This window comes from uncultured Algibacter sp., from assembly GCF_947495925.1.
Lineage (GTDB): Bacteria > Bacteroidota > Bacteroidia > Flavobacteriales > Flavobacteriaceae > Algibacter_E.
In genome coordinates this window covers 1-19,892 of record NZ_CANMAU010000005.1, presented here as the reverse complement: position 1 = coordinate 19,892, position 19,892 = coordinate 1, and the positions used below count along the sequence as shown (strand labels likewise).

17 protein-coding genes are annotated in these 19,892 nt (G+C 29.6%); all 17 read left to right on the top strand.

Translation table 11 applies throughout. From position 1 onward, the window contains the following. The first annotated feature begins 157 nt into the window (after positions 1-157). On the top strand, positions 158-1,204 hold the full coding sequence (locus tag Q0857_RS11185; RefSeq protein WP_298535147.1) for an NAD-dependent epimerase: 1,047 nt from the start codon (positions 158-160) through the stop codon (positions 1,202-1,204). A gap of 159 nt (positions 1,205-1,363) precedes the next feature. Continuing rightward, positions 1,364-2,350: an SDR family oxidoreductase gene (locus tag Q0857_RS11180; RefSeq protein WP_298535145.1), complete on the top strand. Its 987-nt coding sequence runs from the start codon at positions 1,364-1,366 to the stop codon at positions 2,348-2,350. Between the two features lies 1 nt (position 2,351). Further along, the gene (locus tag Q0857_RS11175) at positions 2,352-3,731 is read left to right on the top strand and encodes a nucleotide sugar dehydrogenase (RefSeq protein WP_298535143.1); all 1,380 of its coding nucleotides are present in this window, start codon (positions 2,352-2,354) and stop codon (positions 3,729-3,731) included. An 8-nt stretch (positions 3,732-3,739) separates the two neighbouring features. Beyond that, positions 3,740-5,020 (top strand): nucleotide sugar dehydrogenase, encoded by a 1,281-nt coding sequence (locus Q0857_RS11170; protein ID WP_298535141.1) that lies wholly within the window; start codon positions 3,740-3,742, stop codon positions 5,018-5,020. A 78-nt stretch (positions 5,021-5,098) separates the two neighbouring features. Next, positions 5,099-6,574, top strand: coding sequence for a lipopolysaccharide biosynthesis protein (locus tag Q0857_RS11165; protein ID WP_367278093.1), 1,476 nt, complete (start codon positions 5,099-5,101; stop codon positions 6,572-6,574). Between the two features lie 74 nt (positions 6,575-6,648). Then, complete coding sequence (locus tag Q0857_RS11160; protein WP_298535135.1) at positions 6,649-7,911, top strand: Coenzyme F420 hydrogenase/dehydrogenase, beta subunit C-terminal domain; 1,263 nt, start codon at positions 6,649-6,651, stop codon at positions 7,909-7,911. Next, positions 7,898-9,034 (top strand): polysaccharide pyruvyl transferase family protein, encoded by a 1,137-nt coding sequence (locus Q0857_RS11155; RefSeq protein WP_298535133.1) that lies wholly within the window; start codon positions 7,898-7,900, stop codon positions 9,032-9,034. Before Q0857_RS11160 ends, Q0857_RS11155 begins: the two co-directional genes overlap by 14 nt. Before the next feature lies 1 nt (position 9,035). Continuing rightward, the gene (locus tag Q0857_RS11150; protein WP_298535130.1) at positions 9,036-10,016 is read left to right on the top strand and encodes a glycosyltransferase; all 981 of its coding nucleotides are present in this window, start codon (positions 9,036-9,038) and stop codon (positions 10,014-10,016) included. 6 nt (positions 10,017-10,022) lie between these two features. Further along, positions 10,023-10,787, top strand: coding sequence for a formyl transferase (locus Q0857_RS11145; RefSeq protein ID WP_298535128.1), 765 nt, complete (start codon positions 10,023-10,025; stop codon positions 10,785-10,787). 42 nt (positions 10,788-10,829) lie between these two features. Next, positions 10,830-11,882, top strand: coding sequence for a polysaccharide pyruvyl transferase family protein (locus Q0857_RS11140; protein ID WP_298535126.1), 1,053 nt, complete (start codon positions 10,830-10,832; stop codon positions 11,880-11,882). 3 nt (positions 11,883-11,885) lie between these two features. Then, the gene (locus Q0857_RS11135; protein WP_298535123.1) at positions 11,886-12,854 is read left to right on the top strand and encodes a glycosyltransferase; all 969 of its coding nucleotides are present in this window, start codon (positions 11,886-11,888) and stop codon (positions 12,852-12,854) included. Between the two features lie 10 nt (positions 12,855-12,864). After that, the gene (locus Q0857_RS11130) at positions 12,865-13,983 is read left to right on the top strand and encodes a glycosyltransferase (protein WP_298535120.1); all 1,119 of its coding nucleotides are present in this window, start codon (positions 12,865-12,867) and stop codon (positions 13,981-13,983) included. A gap of 28 nt (positions 13,984-14,011) precedes the next feature. Beyond that, the gene (locus Q0857_RS11125) at positions 14,012-15,106 is read left to right on the top strand and encodes an EpsG family protein (RefSeq protein ID WP_298535116.1); all 1,095 of its coding nucleotides are present in this window, start codon (positions 14,012-14,014) and stop codon (positions 15,104-15,106) included. 18 nt (positions 15,107-15,124) lie between these two features. Further along, the gene (locus tag Q0857_RS11120) at positions 15,125-15,994 is read left to right on the top strand and encodes a glycosyltransferase family 2 protein (protein WP_298535113.1); all 870 of its coding nucleotides are present in this window, start codon (positions 15,125-15,127) and stop codon (positions 15,992-15,994) included. Positions 15,995-16,004: 10 nt separating this feature from the next. Next, positions 16,005-17,009, top strand: coding sequence for a polysaccharide deacetylase family protein (locus tag Q0857_RS11115; protein WP_298535111.1), 1,005 nt, complete (start codon positions 16,005-16,007; stop codon positions 17,007-17,009). Continuing rightward, positions 16,990-18,141: a glycosyltransferase family 4 protein gene (locus tag Q0857_RS11110; RefSeq protein WP_298535108.1), complete on the top strand. Its 1,152-nt coding sequence runs from the start codon at positions 16,990-16,992 to the stop codon at positions 18,139-18,141. The genes Q0857_RS11115 and Q0857_RS11110 overlap by 20 nt, the downstream gene beginning before the upstream one ends. Before the next feature lie 541 nt (positions 18,142-18,682). After that, positions 18,683-19,892 (top strand): malectin domain-containing carbohydrate-binding protein (locus Q0857_RS11105; protein ID WP_298535105.1); only part of this gene is annotated, 1,210 nt, incomplete at its 3' end.

Sequence of the window (19,892 nt, the reverse complement as noted above, 5' to 3'; positions counted from 1 at the left end):
AATTAACTTAGGACCAAGCTGTGATAATTTTAAGGATTAATTTCATAAACCTTCGAATTCTATCATAGAAAACATAAACCTTTGTACAGATAGTGAATTAATTAAAATTATTTTTTTTAATATTACCAACTTCTAAATCAAATCTCAAATTCAAAATATGAATAACCAAATAAATAATTTAGAAGAAAAAACAATCTTAGTAACAGGTGCAGCGGGTTTTATAGGCTTCCATATATCAAAACTTCTTTTAAAAAAGGGGTATAGAGTTGTTGGCTTAGATAATATCAATGACTATTATGATGTGAATCTAAAATTCTCAAGATTAAAAGAATTGGGGATAAATAAAAATGAAGCATCAATCTTTAATACCCTTTCTGATAATAATGGCGCATTTTCATTTATTAGAATGAATTTAGAAGATCGCGAAGCCCTTCCTAAATTATTTGAAAGTAAAAAAATTGATGTCGTTTGCCATTTAGCAGCGCAGGCAGGTGTTAGGTATAGTTTAGAGAATCCAGAAACGTATGTAGATTCAAATATAGTTGGATTTTTAAATATTCTTGAATGTTGCAGAAATTATAAGACAAGGCATTTGGTTTATGCTAGTAGTTCCAGTGTATATGGCTTGAACAAAAAAATCCCATTTTCTACTTCCGACAGTGTAGATAATCCAATTAGTATCTATGCGGCTACAAAAAAGAGTAATGAATTAATGGCACACACCTATAGTCATTTGTTTAAGATACCAACCACAGGACTGCGTTTCTTTACGGTGTATGGCCCCTGGGGAAGACCGGATATGGCCATGTTTTTATTCACAGATGCCATAATCAACAATAGGCCTATAAAAGTTTTCAATTATGGTAATATGGAACGAGATTTTACCTATGTTAATGATATCGTTGAAGGTATGCTTAGAATTATTGAGCACCCAGCTGAAGATAGAGTTAAAAAAAATGAGTTCTACAAAGTATATAATATAGGTAATAACAAATCTGTAAAATTAATGGATTTTATAAAAGAAATTGAATTTAATTTAGATGTCGATGCCAAAATGAATATGCTTCCAATACAGCCTGGAGATGTAGAACGAACTTGGGCAGATGTAGATGATTTAATTAAGGACTATGCTTATAAACCAAACACGTCCATTAAAGAAGGTATAAGAGAGTTTGTTAATTGGTATAAGGAATATTACAAATAATTCAAAAGACATAAACCTTCTTTTAATCGATTATATCGTCTTTAAAATTTAATACTTTGATTTTAATCGTAAAAAACATCAACTTGACATAATATCTGGGTCATATTTTAAAAAAAAATTTAATATTTGCGCAGCTATTAACAAACAAACCCAAATTGAATGTTTAAAAATCTACAAAATAAAACGGTCCTTGTAACAGGAGGCGCAGGCTTCATTGGTTCTAATTTATGCGAAACACTTCTTTCAAATAATATTAAAACGGTTTGCTTAGATAACTTCTCTACTGGCAAACGACAAAATATAGAACCGTTTCTTAGTAACAATAAATTTAGTCTTATTGAAGGTGATATAAGAAACCTTGAAGATTGTCATACTGCTTGTAAAGATGTTGATTATGTGTTGCACCAAGCCGCATTGGGATCTGTGCCAAGATCAATTAACGATCCCATAACCACCAATGATGTTAATGTATCCGGTTTTTTAAATATGCTCGTAGCTGCGCGTGATGCAAAAGTGATTCGTTTTGTTTATGCTGCTAGCTCGTCAACTTATGGAGATCATGAAGCGCTACCAAAAGTTGAAGATATTATTGGTAAGCCACTTTCTCCATATGCTATTACTAAATATGTTAATGAATTATATGCAGATATCTTTCAAAAATCATATGGCCTAGACACGATTGGCTTGCGCTATTTTAATGTTTTTGGAAAAAGGCAAGACCCTGATGGAGCATATGCCGCAGTCATTCCGCTTTTTGTAAAACAATTTATTAATCATAATTCGCCAATAATTAATGGAGATGGCAATTACTCAAGAGATTTTACATATATAGAAAATGTAATTCAAATGAATATTCTGGCCATTACCACGAATAATAAAGAAGCTCTAAATACAGTTTATAATGTCGCGTTTGGAGAAAGAACTACGTTATTAGAACTCACTACCTTATTAAAAAAGCATCTTTCTGCTTTTGATGAATCCATAAAAGATATTGTAATTAAACATCGTGAGCATAGAGTTGGCGATATACCTCACTCACTAGCTTCTGTTAACAAAGCTAAAAAATTACTAAACTATAATCCCAGATACAATATTAATGATGGTATTAAAGAAGCTGTTAGTTGGTATTGGAAAAACTTAAAGTAAAATGAAAGTAACAAAGATTTGTTGTATTGGAGCCGGTTATGTTGGCGGTCCTACTATGGCAGTTATTGCAAAGAAAAACCCTGATATTAAGGTCACTATAGTAGACATTAATCAAAAAAGAATTGATGCTTGGAATGATTCAGACGTATCTAAACTTCCTGTTTACGAGCCCGGTTTAGCCGAAATAATTAAAGATACTAGAGATAAGAACTTATTTTTTTCTACTGAAATAGATAAAGCCATTGAAGAATCTGAGATGATTTTCATATCCGTAAATACACCAACCAAAACTTACGGTAAAGGCAAAGGTATGGCAGCAGACTTAAAATTTGTTGAGCTTTGCGCTAGAAACATTGCAGATGTTGCTAAGACAGATAAAATAGTTGTTGAAAAATCAACATTACCAGTAAGAACGGCACAAGCTATTAAAAGCATTTTAGATAATACAGGAAGTGATGTGAAATTCGATATTTTATCGAATCCTGAATTTTTAGCTGAAGGTACTGCTATTAAAGATTTATTAAGTCCTGATCGTGTTTTAATTGGAGGTGAATCCGAAAAGGCAATTGATAGTTTAGCCTATATATATGGAAGTTGGGTACCTCAAGAACAAATTTTAAGAACTAATGTATGGTCTTCAGAATTATCGAAACTTACTGCTAATGCATTTCTAGCACAACGCATCTCATCAATCAATGCAATTTCAGAATTATGTGAGAAAACAGAAGCTAACGTAAATGAAGTAGCTAACGCTATTGGCATGGACTCCAGAATCGGTTCTAAATTCCTTCAATCTTCTGTTGGTTTTGGCGGATCATGCTTTCAAAAAGATATCTTAAACTTAGTATATATAGCGAGAAGCTATAACTTACATAAGGTTGCAGATTATTGGGAACAAGTTATAATACTTAATGATCACCAAAAACGACGTTTTGCTGATAATATTATTAGTACACTTTATAATACCGTCTCAGGAAAAAAAATAGGTTTCTTAGGTTGGGCGTTCAAAAAAAATACTAATGATACCAGGGAGTCTGCGGCCATATATGTTGCAGATCACTTATTAAATGAACAGGCTAACATTACCGTTTATGACCCTAAGGTTAGCATTGAAAAAATACAATCTGATTTAAACTATTTAAATACAAGGTCTGAAGCAGAAAATATGAGCTTAGTTCAAGGCTCTATTAATCCATACGAGGCTTTAAAAGATGCCCATGCCGTGGCTATTATGACAGAATGGGACGAATTCAAAACTTATGACTGGAAAAAAATATATGTAGAAATGAAAAAACCCGCCTTTATTTTTGATGGTAGGAATTTATTAGATAAATCAGAAATGGAAAACATAGGTTTTGAATACTCTTCAATTGGTAAATAAAATTAATTATGAATAAAAATAAAATTGCAGTTATAGGACTTGGCTATGTTGGTTTACCATTGGCCAGATTATTTGCAACAAAATATAATGTTGTTGGTTTTGATATTAATAAAAATCGAATTGAAGAACTTTCAAAAGGACATGATTCTACTTTAGAAGTCGAAACTGACGTTTTAAAATCTGTTTTAAAAAGTGTTGATAATTCAGATAATGGTTTAATCTGTTCATCAGATATAGAAACCATAAAGGATTGTAATTTTTATATTATTACTGTCCCAACGCCTATCGATAAAAATAACAGACCAGATTTAACACCACTTTATAAATCTAGTGAAACAGTTGCTAAAGTATTAAAGAAAGACGATATCGTCATTTATGAATCTACTGTGTTTCCTGGTGCAACAGAAGATGAGTGTATTCCTGTTTTAGAAAAGGTAAGCGGGTTAAAATTTAACATTGATTTTTTCGCAGGCTATTCTCCAGAACGTATCAATCCAGGAGATAAATTACACACCGTAGATAAAATATTAAAAGTAACTTCGGGGTCAACACCAGAAATAGGTGAAAAAGTAGATGCGCTTTACGCAAGTATCATTACTGCTGGAACACACCTCGCTCCTACTATTAAAGTTGCTGAGGCGGCTAAAGTTATAGAAAACTCGCAGCGTGATATCAACATTGCATTTGTAAATGAATTAGCAAAAATATTCAATTTATTGGATATTGATACACACGCGGTCTTAGAAGCTGCAGGGACCAAATGGAACTTTTTACCTTTTAAACCTGGATTGGTAGGAGGCCATTGTATAGGTGTAGACCCCTATTATTTAGCTCAAAAAGCTCAGGAAGTAGGATATCATCCTGAAATTATTTTAGCAGGGCGTCGCGTTAACGATAGTATGGGACAATATGTCGCATCAGAGGTTATTAAACTCATGGTGCATAATGATATTCGTATAAAAGGAGCTAAAGTTTTAAATTTAGGTATCACCTTTAAAGAAAATTGTCCAGATGTTAGAAATACGAAAGCCGTAGATGTTATTACCCAACTGAAAAGTTATGGCACTGATGTAACTATTTATGATCCTTGGGCTAATCCTGAAGAAGTTCTACGTGAATATGGTTTAAAAACTATAAAAGAATTACTAAAAGAAAAATTTGACGTAATTGTATTAACTGTAGCTCATAAAGAATTTTTGACTGAAGATTTTAGTACTATACTAAAATCTAAAGGTATTTTATACGATGTTAAAGGTATTCTAAAGGACCATGTTAACGGTAGATTGTAATAAAAAACAAACAAGTTGTCTAGCCCAAAAATTATTGTAAAAAACTCTCTCTTCTTGTATATTAGAATGTTCCTAACTATGGGGGTTTCTTTATACACTTCGAGAGTTGTTTTGATTGCTTTGGGTGTGGAAGATTATGGTATATATAGTATTGTTGGTGGTATTGTATCAATGTTTGCGTTTTTTAATATGGCAATGTCCTCAGCAACCCAACGTTATTTGGCGTTTGATCTTGGACGTAACGATATTGAAAGACTGACAAAAACATTTAATGCAGCAGTTAATATTCATATCATAATTGCTGTAATTGTTTTTATTCTAACTGAAACCATAGGTTTATGGTTCGTAAATTATAAATTAAATGTACCAGTAGAGAGAATGAATGCCATCAATTGGGTTTATCAATTTTCGATATTCACGTTTCTATTTGGAATCATCCAAGTTCCATATAACGCACTTATTATTGCGCACGAAAGGATGAATATTTATGCGTATATGAGCATTGTGGAAGTACTTTTAAAATTACTAATCGTATTTTTACTCCTTTATATTAATACCGATAAATTAATACTATACGGTTTTCTAATATTTGTAATTTCAGTCATCATACGATCTTGCTATAAGCTTTATTGCAAAAGAAACTTTAAAGAATCTGTCTATCAATATTATTTTGATAAAAAATTATACAAAGAGTTAATTACTTATTCTGGCTGGAACATGTTTGGTAATATTGCATCTATTGCTAGAGGACAAGGTTGCAATTTACTTTTGAATATGTTTTTTGGACCAATTGCAAATGCAGCTTATGGAATTACTTTAACAGTTCAGGGAGCCGTTTTAACTTTTGTAGGTAATTTTCAAACAGCAATGAATCCCCAAATAATCAAAACATATGCTAATGGAGAGATAAATAAAACTTTTAATTTTATGTTTAAAAGTGCAAAATTTTCATTTTTTGCAATGCTAATATTGGTTCTTCCTATAATCTTTAATTTAGATTATATTCTTAATTTATGGTTAGTTAAAGTCCCAAAATTCGCCTATTCATTTATTTTTTTAAGTTTTATTAAAATTCTTATCGACAGCATTTCAAATCCAATTATGACAGGTATTCAAGCTACTGGAAATATAAAATGGTATCAAATAATAGTTGGAGGCTTAATATTTTTAAACCTACCTTTTTCGTATCTAGCGTTATTTTTGACAAATAGACCTGAGTGGGTGTTTTTAATAAGTATTTTCATTTCGATAGTTTCATTTGGTGCAAGGCTTAAGTTTTTGGAGAAACTAATGCATTTAAATATTATGGTGTTTCTGAAAAAAGTATTATTTCCAATTTTAATAGTGATTACCATAACCTTACCAATAGTATTATTCTTGCATAAATTTATTAAGCTAAATGAAACACTTTTCGTTTTTTTTATTAATAGTTCTATCATTTTTTTTATAACTATCTTAATTATCTATGGCTTTGGAATAAATAAGGAAGAGCGCAAATGGTTAAAAAACATTTATAATAACTTAAAATCAAGACTATTATCGAAAACTCAATAATTAAAAATATCGTAGAGCAAGATTTATGCACTGGATGTGGAGTTTGCGTTTCAGAAGCTTCAGGTTCATTAAAAATGAAATGGAATGATTATGGCTTTCTGGTGCCGGAACAAGTTTCAGAATCCTTAAATAACAAAGCAATACAGGTTTGCCCTTTTAACCCAAAACCTGAATTTGACGTACAGGATGAAGATAAAATGTCCAATATTTTTTTAAAAGAAGCAAAATATCGAGATTTTAGAATTGGAAATTATGAAAATATTTATGTAGGTTACTCTAAAGAGTATAGAAAAACTTCTTCTTCTGGAGGGCTTGCTACCTATATTTTTGAAAAATTATTAATAGATAATGTCGTTGATCATTTATACATTGTTAAAGAAATAAATGGTACTTATGCCTATCAATTTTTTTCAAATGGCGATCAAATAAAGCAAATATCGAAAACACGTTATATCCCAGTTACTTTAGAAGAACTTTTTAATAATATAGACTCAATTGATGGTAAAATAGCTGTTTCTGGCGTCGCTTGTTTTTTAAAAGCAATTCGTCTAAAACAACATTATAATCCACACTTAATCGAAAAGATGCCCTTTTTGATTGGAATAATCTGTGGAGGTCTTAAAAGTAGCTTTTTTACCGATTATTTAGCCCAGAAATCAGGGATTGAAGAAAAATACACAAAACAAGAATATAGAATTAAAGATGAATATTCTACTGCTTCAGACTATTCATTTGGCGCACTAGATGGGAACAATGACTTTAAAAAAATTAAAATGAGAACCGTTGGGGATATGTGGGGGACGGGTTTATTTAAGGCTAATGCTTGCGATTTTTGTGATGATGTAACTACGGAGTTAGCTGACATATCTTTAGGAGATGCATGGTTTAAACCATACTCTCAAGACGGTCTTGGCAATAGTGTGATTGTTACAAGAACTCCTTTTTCGGATAAAATAATTCAAGACGGCATTAAAAATAAATTACTCTCAGTTAATCCATTAGATTTAAAAACTTTTAAATCTTCTCAGCAAGGTAGTTTTAATCATCGCCAAGATGGACTAAAATATAGAATACAAAAAATGAAAAAGCAAAAGAAATTAACTCCTACAAAGAGGTCTAAATTTCTTAAAAAAACACCTTTCTACTTTAAGTCTGTTCAAAAACAAAGAATGGTTGTTAGATCTAATAGTTTAAAATTTTGGTTTGAAACTAAAGATGCTACTAAATTTGAATCTTTTTTAAAACCTTCGAAGGACAAATTACAGAAATTAACTTTGTTTTATCATAGAATGAGAAAACTTAAAAGAATATTATTGAAAGAAAATGAAAAAATATAAAATAGCGATACTGACGCAACCTTTAAAAACAAATTATGGAGGTATTTTACAGGCTTATGCCCTGCAAAAGATATTAATTGAATCTGGTAATGATGTTGTAACTATTAATAGAAAAGACAACACTTATTCAAAATTTAGGTTAAAAATAAGTAGAATAAAAAATCAACTAATTAATAAAAAAAACAAAACAAGCAAGATAATGTTTTCAGAGAAACAGATGGGTTTTATTACACAATACTCTTCTGAATTCATAAATAATAAGATAGTTTTATCAGAACTAATTAATAGTAATGATAAAATCTCTAACCATTTTAAAAAAAATTATTACAACACGCTAGTTGTTGGTAGTGATCAGACTTGGCGACCAAAATATTCACCTAATATCTATAATTTTTATTTAGATTTTTTAAACAATAATGAAACTAAAAGAGTTGCTTATGCATCCTCTTTTGGAGTAGATAACTGGGAATATACCGCCAAACAAAGCAAGAAATGCAAAAAATTAGCCTTAAAATTTGATGCTATTTCAGTTCGAGAAAAATCTGGTATTAATTTATGTAAAAAGCACTTAGGTGTACAAGCAAAATTAGTATTAGATCCAACTTTGCTCTTATCAAAAGAGGAATATATAGACCTATTCAAATCTCAGAATTTACCTGACAACAAAAACAAATTGTACACTTATGTGCTAGATCGCAGTAATTTGAAGAATGACATTATTCAATATGTATCTAGGATATTACATTTAAAAGAGTTCAAAAATCAGCCAAAGGAAAGCTGGATAGAAGGTAGAAACAAAAACTTAGAAGATTATGTTTATCCTCCAGTTGAAGGATGGATAAAGGGTTTTTATGACGCTGAATTCGTGATAACAGATTCTTTTCATGGTACCTTATTCTCTATTCTGTTTAATAAACCATTTTTAGTAATTCCCAATGTAGAAAGAGGTGTTGGAAGATTTACTTCTATACTAAGTCAATTTGGTTTAGAGAATAGAATGGTAACAAATAGTTCAGAAGTATCAGAGAGCCTGCTAACGGAGAAAATAAATTTTGATGAAGTAAATTCTAAATTACAAAATCTTAAAATTCAATCCCTAGATTTTTTAAAAGACAATATTTAAGATGCTTATATCAATTATAGTGCCCGTTTATAATGCTCAAAAATTTTTAAAAAAATGCATAGACAGTCTATTAGCTCAAGATTGCTCAAAATTTGAAATCATTCTTATTAATGACGGTTCTTCAGATGAATCGGGATCGATATGCGATAACTTCGAAAAAAAGAACGCTAATGTTAGAGTACTTCACCAAACAAATAAAGGCCCTTCATCCGCAAGAAATCTAGGTATTAAAAATGCCATAGGAAAATATATTGCTTTTGTTGATAGCGATGACTTAGTCAGTAAAAATTATATTGAAGCTTTGTTCATTTATGCTAAAGAATCAAATTCAGATATTATTCATTTTGCTTACAACAAAGAAAAATCTGGCCAAACAATAAAAGTCTCTAATAATTTAAGTAAATTATTGATTCACAAGGATATATGCTATTTGTTAAATAATACTTCATCAAATAATTTTTTATGGTATCCATGGAATAAGTTATACAAAAAATCGCTTCTTAAAAAACACAATATTTTGTTTGATTCAAATGTAAAAGTAGGAGAAGACACTTTATTCAATCTAAGGAGTTTTTATTATGCAAACAGCGTTTTTAATATTGATTCATATCTTTACACTTACGTTTGTAATGAAAATTCAATAACTCAAACTCCTTATAAAGATTATTTAAATGACAACATGCAAGCTCATTTTGAAAATAGAATGAAATTTCATGAAGAAAATATTATTGGAGAAAAAACAAAATATTACCAAGATATAGCTAAATATTATATAGAACATGTTTTTTTTCTTTTGTTATCAAATTCTTTAAACAAACCTAATCGTGTTTTAGTAGAAGAATTAAAAGAAATGAGGCAATTACAATTATTTAGTTCTTTATTTAAGCACTATAAAAGTTCTAAAAGAATAACGATAAAAATGAAGTTATTAATTTATCTATTTAAATTTAGACAATTTTCACTAATGTCAAAGCTATTATAAAATATTATGTCAAAAAAAATTGTTATGTTGGTAGGAAATGACCATTCCTCATATGCTATGTACAACGCCTTAAAAAAGGAATATAGCATAATGAATGTGATATTGGAAGAATCCAAAAGTAAAAAAGAGTTTATTAAACGACGTATAAAAAAACTAGGCTTAATAAAAGTAATTGGTCAAGTACTTTTTCAAAAATTAGTAGTACCCTTTTTGAATAAAGAATGTAAAGCAAGAATAGCAGAAATTATAAAAATTAACCATTTAAAGTTTACTGACTTTGAAAAGAATAAATTAATTAAGGTACCTTCCGTAAATTCTGATATCTGTATTAAGGCGTTGCAAGAAATAAATCCAGATATTGTGATAGTAAATGGTACAAGAATTATTTCAAAAATAGTACTAAATTCAATTAAAGGCACATTTATTAATACGCATGCAGGATTCACACCTTTATATAGGGGAATACATGGAGCCTATTGGTCTAAAGTTAATAAAGATGGTTATTGTGGTGTTAGCGTGCACTTGGTTGACCCAGGAATAGATACAGGAGGTATTTTATATCAAGGTTTAATTGAAACCAAATCAGAGGATAATTTTGTGTCTTACACATATTTGCAACTAGCGAAAGGTATAGAGCTTATTAAATATGCGATAAACGATTTAATGGAAGACAACCATAAAATTATAACAAATAGATTAGATAGCAAATTTTGGACTCATCCAACCATTTGGTTCTATTTAAAACACCGCATAATTAATAAAGTAAAATAATTTTGTCTAAATTTTTATTAAATGATTTCTTCTTTAAAAAAAATGATTCCATTATCCTGGAAAACTAAGTTGATACTATTTTCACTCAATAGACAATCAGTGAATGATTTTTCATTCCATATTCCTGATAGCAAAAAGAGACGAATTTTTATTTTTTTAGCTGCAGATTATGGAAACCTTGGGGATGTAGCTATAACCTATGCACAGCATAAATTTTTAAATAGTTCTTTTTCGGAATGCATAATTACAGAAATACCAATTAGTAAAACTTTACAGGGTATCGCTTTTGTAAAAAAAATAATCAAACCAAACGATGTAGTTACAACAGTTGGTGGTGGAAATATGGGAGATTTATATCAATCTATTGAACATTTCAGATGTTTAGTTATTAAAAACTTTAATAAAAATCAAATAGTTTCTTTCCCTCAGACCATTGATTTTCAAAACAATAAAAAAGGAATTAGGTCTTTAAATAAAACAGTGAATATATACTCAAAACACCCAAACTTGACGTTGGTAGCCAGAGAGCATAAATCATTTGATTATTACAACATTCATTTTACAAAAAACAAAATACTATTGACACCGGATATTGTATTGTCGCAAAATCAATCTATCCCACAATTGATGCGAAAAGGAGCCATAGTTTGTTTAAGGGATGATAAAGAAAAAAAACTAACAAATGAGCAAGAAACTAAATTAGTAGGTCTACTTAAAAATGAGTTTAATAAAGTTACTTATAGAGATACTCATATTGGTGGTCATGAATTGAGTTTAAAAAGAAGAGTTGAAAGTCTTAAACTAATATGGGCAGACTTTAAAACTGCAGAACTTGTTATTACAGATCGTTTACATGGAATGATATTTTGCTATATAACAGGGACCCCTGCCCTTGTATTTCTTAATAATAATCATAAAGTAAAATCTTCTTTTTTTTGGATTAAAAATGCATCTCACATAAAGCTTGTTGAAAATTTAACAGATGAATCGATTAAATCAACTATGCACGAAGTAAAAGGAAAACATATAGAAATTGACTCGAATAGTTTGACAAAAAAATATGATTCTTTAATAAAAGTGATAAAAACCAATTGAAATATGGCACCTATTTTATCAATAGTTATTCCAGTTTACAATGTCTCAGAATATATCAGCAAATGTGTACATAGTTGTTTTGACCAAAACGTTAACAAAAAATCATACGAAATTATTATAGTTAATGATGGGTCTACAGACAATAGTTTAAAAATTTGTAAAACCCTTCAAATTCAATTTCCAGAAATTACAATAGTATCGCAAGAAAACAGAGGATTAAGTGGTGCTAGGAATACAGGATTGCATTATTCAAATGGTAAGTATGTTTGGTTTGTAGACTCAGATGATTGGATTGAATCTAACAAACTAAAAACTATTTTGCAAGAATTGGAGCAAAACATGGATATACTTTGGCTAGGACATGATGTTTATCACAAAAACAAAGTTATAAATGAGTTTGTTCCAAATGCAACTAAACAGCTAATATCTGGTGAAGATTTATTTGCAAACCATCTTAACAACTTGTTCTTTATATGGAAGTTTATTTATAAAAAGAAGTTTTTAGAATCTAACCGCCTATTGTTTATGGAAGGTATTTTATATGAAGATTTAGAGTTTACCCCTAGAGCTTTATTGAAAGCCGAAAAATGCATAACACTTCCTTCTGTATGCTATCATTATTTGGTTCGCGAGGGTAGTATTGTTACAAATGTCAAACCAAAAAATATTCAGAACAGGTTTTCTATTTTAAATGAATTAACCAAATTATTAGACGAGAATACAGCGAGTGAATTATATCGTTCAACTTTATCCAAAGTTATAATTCATACAGCCGAAAGTTCTTTTGATTTAGCTGCAAAATCGGGGGTTGAGATTTCTGATGAGATTATAAACGTTATAGATAAGCTTGTCAGCAATAAAAAACTAAAATTTCAAATATCTAAAAAACTATTGTTAATAAACATAAATCCAAGATTGTATTATTTCTTTATTAATAAATCTTATAAGTTTTATAGAGTATTTTCTAATTAAAATGTAACCGATGAAAAGAATTTTACAAGTTGTTGGTACTATGGACAGAGCTGGCGCAGAAACAATGATTATGAGTTTATACAGAGCAATAGATCGATCAGAGTATCAATTCGATTTTGTATACTTTACAGAGCGTCCATGTTCTTTTGATGATGAAATTTTAAAACTTGGAGGCAAGATTTATAGAATTTCTGAAAAAAAATCAAAAACTACCATTTCGCGTACCTACAGATTATACAAAATAATAAAAAAAAATAAACCATTTCATGCTGTCCATTGTCATCAACTTTTTAGTAACGCTTTTCACTTAACAGCAGCTTATTTTTCTGGAATAAAACAAAGAATAGCCCATTCTCATAATACAAGTGATATTAATAGTGAAACCCTAATTGGAAAATTTTATCAAGGTTTTGCTAGAAAAATAATAAATACTTTAGCTACAGATTTTATTTCATGTGGCTATGAAGCTGGTAAGTTCTTGTTTTATCCTAAAAGAGATGTTCTTTTTATTCCAAATGCTGTTAATGTTAAAAAGTTTTTAAATGTAAAACAACTAAAAACTGAAAATTTCTTCAACATACCTTCAATTACTCCTGGTACATTGATTTTATCTCAAATCGGTAGACTAATGCCTGTCAAAAATGTTGAATTCACAATTAATTTTGCTGAGTATTTAAAAAATTGCAAGGTTGATTTTCATTTATTTTTTGCCGGTTCTGGGCGTTTAGAAAAAAGTTTAAAAGCGTTAGTAATAGAAAAAAAATTAGACAAAAACATAACATTTTTAGGTGTCAGATCTGACGTAGAAAAGATCCTTGCAAATTCGGATGCTTTATTAATGCCGTCATTCCATGAAGGTTTCCCAGTTATTTTAGTAGAATGCCAAACTTCTGGAACTCCGGCCTTAATTTCTAATAGAATATCAAATGAAGTTGACTTAGGAATGAACTTAATTAGTTTTTGTTCGTTAGAAGATTCTTTTGAAGTCTGGTTTAATAATCTAAATAAACTAATAAAGACAAAAGCCTTAAATTCAGATAAAAGGCATGAAATCCTTAAAAAGAAGGGTTTTGATATTGATTTTAGCGTCAAACTATTAGAAAAAATATATCAAAAAACTAAGATATGATTTACAACTAAATAAATCTAAAAAAATAATGTTTGACTTTATACCAATTAAGAGTTACTATGATATTTATTATCATACTATTGCTTGTATTTGTTTTATAGCATACTTTCATACATTAATATTAAAACCTAGTGAATCAAAATTACTTTTTTTTTGTAAGGCTGGGGCGTTCTTCTTACTTATATCTTTATTACTATATATAGGCTTTAGACCGTTACATGGGATATTTGTTGACATGACCACATATGCAAATATTTTCCAAAGATACCAGATTGGCAATTATGACATAACTAATGACTACGGCTTTTCATATTTTTTACTATTTTGTTCTAAAGTAATGACATTGGAGGGATTTTTCTTTCTGAGTGCATTTATCTATATTTTTCCGCTATTCTGCGCATCTAAAAATTGGTTTCCAAATCATTATTTTTTTGCGTTCTTATTGTTTGTTAGTTCATTTTCTTTTTGGCCATATGGAGTTAATGGTATAAGAAATGGTATGGCGACATCTTTATTTATTTTGGCAATTTCGTATAACCATAAAAACTTTAAATTGATGGTTATATTTTTTGTACTATCTTTCTCTTTTCACAATAGTATGTTATTGCCAATTGCAGCATTTTTTGTTAGTAAATTTGTTCCCGACACAATTAAGTACTACTTCTTTTATATTCTAGCTATCGTTTTATCAATTAGTATGGGGGGTATTTGGGAAAATATTTTCGCGAGTTTAGGTTTTGGTGATGAACGTTTCTCAGCTTATTTAACTGCGGAATCTGATTCAGGTAAATTTTCATCTACTGGATTTAGGTACGATTTTTTACTCTATAGCCTAGCACCAATTATATTATCTATTTTCTATAAATTTAAAAGTGGCTATAAAAGTGTTATTTATGATAGAATTTTACATACATACATTATTGCAAATGCTTTTTGGGTAATGATCATTAGAGCGAACTTCTCTAATAGATTCGCATATCTTTCATGGTTTTTAATGGCCATTGTTGTCATATACCCTCTTTTAGACAAGAATATTTGGACTAACCAATTTAAAAAAATAGGCATTTTGATTTTAGCTTATTATAGCTTTACATATTTAATGTTCTTAAAAGATACTTTTTAAAAAATAAAAAAATAATATATGGGAATTACAATTGGACTTCCGTTTTACAATGCAGAAAATTATTTAGAAATGGCGATAAAGTCGGTGTTTGCTCAAACTTATGAAGATTGGGAATTAATTTTAATGGATGACGGATCAACCGATAGGTCGCTAGAAATAGCAAAGTCTATTAATGATCCAAGGGTAAGAGTTTATTCTGATGGAAAAAACAAAAAATTAGCAGCAAGATTAAATGAAATTGTAGCATTAGCAAAATATGATTTTCTAGCCAGAATGGATGCAGACGATTTAATGTCCACAAAACGCATTGAAACCCAATTACATATTCTAAAAAAGAATCCAAATATTGATTTAGTAAGTACAGGTACAATTTCTATAACAAATGATTTGATTTATTTGGGATCAAGGGGTGCCAATTTATCAGAGCTCTCCTTTACGGATATACTATATAAAAAAGCTACACCCCTTCATGCAAGTATTGTATGCCGAACAGATTATTTCAGAAGGAATAAGTATGATGAATCAATAAAGATTGCTCAAGACTACGATTTATGGCTTAGAGTAAGTAAAAAAAATGATTTAAAAATAAGACTAATCCCCGACTTATTTTATTATTACAGAGAAGAAAGCAGTGCTACCGCAAAAAAAATACTGATCGCTTATAAAAATGAACGTGTAATGTATAAAAAATATGCAGGAAATAAGTTTTACAAATTATGGATTAAGTCTAAATTTAAATCTGTTATTGTTTGGTTAATTGCTATGATAAAAAAAGAAGATTTATTGTTAAAAAGACGAAGTTATAAAGATACCAATGACAGCTTAAAAAAGGAGACGTATCTTAAACAAATTGAAATTATAAAAAGTACTAAACTTCCAACTTACTAATTATTTTACTATGAATGGCAAATTTATAATTTCATTAGATTTTGAATTACATTGGGGTGTTTTCGATACTTTAAGTTTAGAACATTACGAAGAGAATCTTAAGAACGTTAAAGACGTTATTCATAAGTTAATCATCTTAAGTGATAAATATGGAATTAAACTTACCTTTGCAACGGTAGGATTCTTATTTGCTAGTAATAAGAAGGAGATTAAAGAATTTACACCTTCCTCTTTGCCTAAATACACAGATAAAAACCTAAATCCCTACAGGCTTTTAAGTGCAATAGGTGACAATGAGAACGATTCTCCATTACACTTCGCAAAATCGGTTATAGAAAGCATAAAACAAAATGGTAATCACGAAATTGGCTCTCACACATTTAGTCATTACTACTGTTTAGAATCGGGACAAAATTCTACAGAATTTGATGCTGACATAAAAGCAGCAAAAAAAATCGCAAATACTATGGGAATAAAACTCACTAGTATTGTATTTCCAAAAAATCAAGTAAATAAAGAACATTTGAAAATATGTGCAAATAATGGTATTACTAACTTTAGAGGTACAGAAAAACATAAAATTTATAATTATCCGAATTTCAATACTAAATCAAAAAAAATACTGAGGTTTATTGACAATTATTTTAATTTATGTGGATACAACACCTATAATATAGACAGTCTTACAAAGAGTGATTCTGAATTAATCAACTTACCATCAAGTCGTTTTTTGCGACCTTTCCTTCCTAAGTTGGCATTTTTAGAATTTTTAAAATTGAATAGAATAAAAAAAGCAATGAAGCATGCCGCTATTAAAAATGAATTGTATCACTTGTGGTGGCACCCACATAATTTTGGAACTAATATCGATAAAAATTTAAACAATCTAGAAAGTATTTTTAAAACTTATGCCGTATTAAATAAACAATACAAGTTTAAAAGTGTTACAATGACAGAATTAGCAAATGAAATTTTAAATAATAAGTCTTTATTGAATGAAAAAAAAAATTATTAAAGTTACAGCAGTACCGGCATCACTAGTGTTACTAAAAGGACAATTAAAGTTTTTAAGTAACTACTTTGAGATTATAGGTGTAACTTCTCCGGCAGGAGATTATATAGCAAAAATATCTGAAAGAGAAGGAGTATATATTGAAGCCATCGAAATTCAACGACGAATTAGTCTAATCACAGATTTAAAATCACTTTGGCATTTATATAAGTTCTTTAAAGCAGAGAAACCTTTTATTGTTCATTCAATTACACCTAAAGCTGGTCTTTTATCAATGATTGCTGCATATTTGGCTGGGGTTCCCAATAGAATACACACATTTACGGGTTTAATTTTTCCTATTAAAAAAGGTTTTTCTAAAAAAATATTAATTCTAACAGACAAAATACTTTGTTTTTGTGCAACCCAAATTTTCCCTGAAGGTATTGGAGTTAAAAACGACTTAATTAATTACAAAATCACAACAAAACCCCTGAAAGTTATTGCTAACGGCAATATTAATGGAATTGATATAACATATTTCAATCCCAATCAATTTAATATTTCTTCAAAAAAAAATTTAAAGAAACAACTGTTAATTGATGACAATGATTTCATCTTTATTTTTATCGGAAGATTAGTAAAAGATAAAGGAGTAAATGAATTGGTAAAGTCATTTAAACTTTTAAATAAAAAAAACAAGAACACTAAGTTACTTTTAGTTGGTGATTTTGAGGATGAATTAGACCCTTTAGATTTGCAAACTACATTAGAAATTAGGTCTAATAATAATATTATTTTTACATCTTGGGTAGATGATGTTAGACCTTATTTATCAATAGCTGATGTTTTAACGTTCCCAAGTTATAGAGAAGGATTTCCTAATGTTGTGCTTCAAGCTGGAGCAATGGGCTTGCCTAGTATCGTTACCGATATTAATGGAAGTAATGAAATAATCATAGAAGGGGTTAATGGTACAATTATACCACCTCAGAGCGAAAATGCATTATATTGTGAAATGTTGAAATCTTATAATAAACAGACAATATATGATAAAGGCGTCTGTAGAGAACTTATAGTTGAAAAATATGAACAACAAATAGTTTGGAGAGCTATTTTAGAAGAATATCAAAAATTAGTAAAAAATTGTAATTGAAATGTTATCTTAAATAGAATTCAATTAATTTTCAGAATATTCCTAAGTCTAATAGTAGAGCGTATTATTTTAAACTATTCGTAATAATATTTTTTTGTATAGCAAGAACTATTTGAGCTACCATTAGATGAACAAGCCACATAAATTGATAGCTTTACTCAATTCAAAACATCGGGCTCCAAGACATCAAAAATATGGTCTATTCACCAATTTGCAGTAAATACTAAAAATTTAGTCACAGAATTAAATGTCTAAAAATCTGTATTATCAGAATGTTCTGGATACTATTTTTTTTATTGAAAATAAATAGAATGCACTTACAAAAAGAAGGTTTTTTCATATAAACACGTGAATTACTAATAGTTATCAACAATTTTATGTAATTGAACTATTCTAAATTACATTTGCAATTCTTAATTTTTAAACGTCTAAAAGGAGCAGTTTATCGTATATAGGTTTGACCTTCAAAAAAAATAAGGCTTAAATCATTATTTAGATGAATTTAACTGACAGAAAAAACGCAAAAAATAAAAATCGTTCCATGAAAACTAAATTTTTTTACTTATCCTTTTTAATGTTTTATTTTACAAGTAAAACAATTATGGCCCAGCACAAGACTTTTATCCCAGACAGTAGCTTTGAGCAGGCACTCATAGACCTAGGCCATGATGATTTTTTGGATAATTATATAGTAACAAGCAATATTGAAACGATTACGAATTTGGATGTTAGATTTAAAGGCATTACTGATTTAACAGGTATAGAGTCTTTTACTGAATTAATCTCTTTGAACTGTACTTTTAATAACTTAACCAATTTAGATTTAAGTAATAATACTGCCTTAACATATTTAGATTGTGGTTTTAACAACCTAGAAGCTTTAGATGTTCTTGCTAACAAAGCCTTGAACGTATTGTATTGCGATTACAACAATTTAACTAGTTTGAATGTTAAAAACGGGAACAATCGAAATTTTGTAATTTTTAATGCAAATAGCAATCCAAATTTAAATTGTATTGAAGTTGATGATGCCGTTTACAGCAATGCTAACTGGCTCAATAAAGATACGAGCTCAATTTACTGTGATAATGGAGGTCCTATAGACACGCCTAATAACAAGGGTTCAGCACGTATTAATGTAGGTGGAAATAGTGTTGTAGAAAGTACAGACCAAGGTCCTAATTGGGAAGCCAATCCAGATAACGGAGCCTATGCAGGTACCTCCTATACCGTGAATACTGGAATTAATTATGACTCAGGACTTCAATACGAAAATAGACATGCCTCTATACCTGACTATATTGATGAAGCTACTTTTAATGATATTTTTAGTAGGTCTCGATCAGATTTAGCAGGAGGTGATAGAATGGAATTTACTATTCCACTTGCAGACGGAAACTATACCGTAAACCTATTCATGGGAAATTCTTGGTCAGGAGCCAGCGAACCTGGAGAACGTTTATTCGATATTCTAATAGAAGATGCTCTGGTAGAAAACAATATGGATCTTTCAGCACAATTTGGACACAGAGTTGGAGGTATGAAGTCATATCAAGTAACGGTAAACGATGGCACACTTAATATAGCTTTCGATCACGAGGTAGGCAATCCACTGATTAATGCCATCGAAATTGCAAGTTCAGAACCGATAATTGTGCCTGATAATGAGCATTTAGCACGTATTAATGTAGGTGGAAATAGTGTTGTAGAAAGTACAGACCAAGGTCCTAATTGGGAAGCCAATCCAGATA

Coding starts and splice junctions, on each gene's coding strand:
- Q0857_RS11150 (WP_298535130.1), top strand. CDS start 9,036: ATGCTTATATCAATTATAGTGCCCGTTTATAATGCTCAAAAATTTTTA.
- Q0857_RS11130 (WP_298535120.1), top strand. CDS start 12,865: ATGAAAAGAATTTTACAAGTTGTTGGTACTATGGACAGAGCTGGCGCA.
- Q0857_RS11165 (WP_367278093.1), top strand. CDS start 5,099: ATGGGGGTTTCTTTATACACTTCGAGAGTTGTTTTGATTGCTTTGGGT.
- Q0857_RS11180 (WP_298535145.1), top strand. CDS start 1,364: ATGTTTAAAAATCTACAAAATAAAACGGTCCTTGTAACAGGAGGCGCA.
- Q0857_RS11110 (WP_298535108.1), top strand. CDS start 16,990: ATGAAAAAAAAAATTATTAAAGTTACAGCAGTACCGGCATCACTAGTG.
- Q0857_RS11160 (WP_298535135.1), top strand. CDS start 6,649: ATGAAATGGAATGATTATGGCTTTCTGGTGCCGGAACAAGTTTCAGAA.
- Q0857_RS11115 (WP_298535111.1), top strand. CDS start 16,005: ATGAATGGCAAATTTATAATTTCATTAGATTTTGAATTACATTGGGGT.
- Q0857_RS11135 (WP_298535123.1), top strand. CDS start 11,886: ATGGCACCTATTTTATCAATAGTTATTCCAGTTTACAATGTCTCAGAA.
- Q0857_RS11120 (WP_298535113.1), top strand. CDS start 15,125: ATGGGAATTACAATTGGACTTCCGTTTTACAATGCAGAAAATTATTTA.
- Q0857_RS11145 (WP_298535128.1), top strand. CDS start 10,023: ATGTCAAAAAAAATTGTTATGTTGGTAGGAAATGACCATTCCTCATAT.
- Q0857_RS11170 (WP_298535141.1), top strand. CDS start 3,740: ATGAATAAAAATAAAATTGCAGTTATAGGACTTGGCTATGTTGGTTTA.
- Q0857_RS11185 (WP_298535147.1), top strand. CDS start 158: ATGAATAACCAAATAAATAATTTAGAAGAAAAAACAATCTTAGTAACA.
- Q0857_RS11175 (WP_298535143.1), top strand. CDS start 2,352: ATGAAAGTAACAAAGATTTGTTGTATTGGAGCCGGTTATGTTGGCGGT.
- Q0857_RS11140 (WP_298535126.1), top strand. CDS start 10,830: ATGATTCCATTATCCTGGAAAACTAAGTTGATACTATTTTCACTCAAT.
- Q0857_RS11125 (WP_298535116.1), top strand. CDS start 14,012: ATGTTTGACTTTATACCAATTAAGAGTTACTATGATATTTATTATCAT.
- Q0857_RS11155 (WP_298535133.1), top strand. CDS start 7,898: ATGAAAAAATATAAAATAGCGATACTGACGCAACCTTTAAAAACAAAT.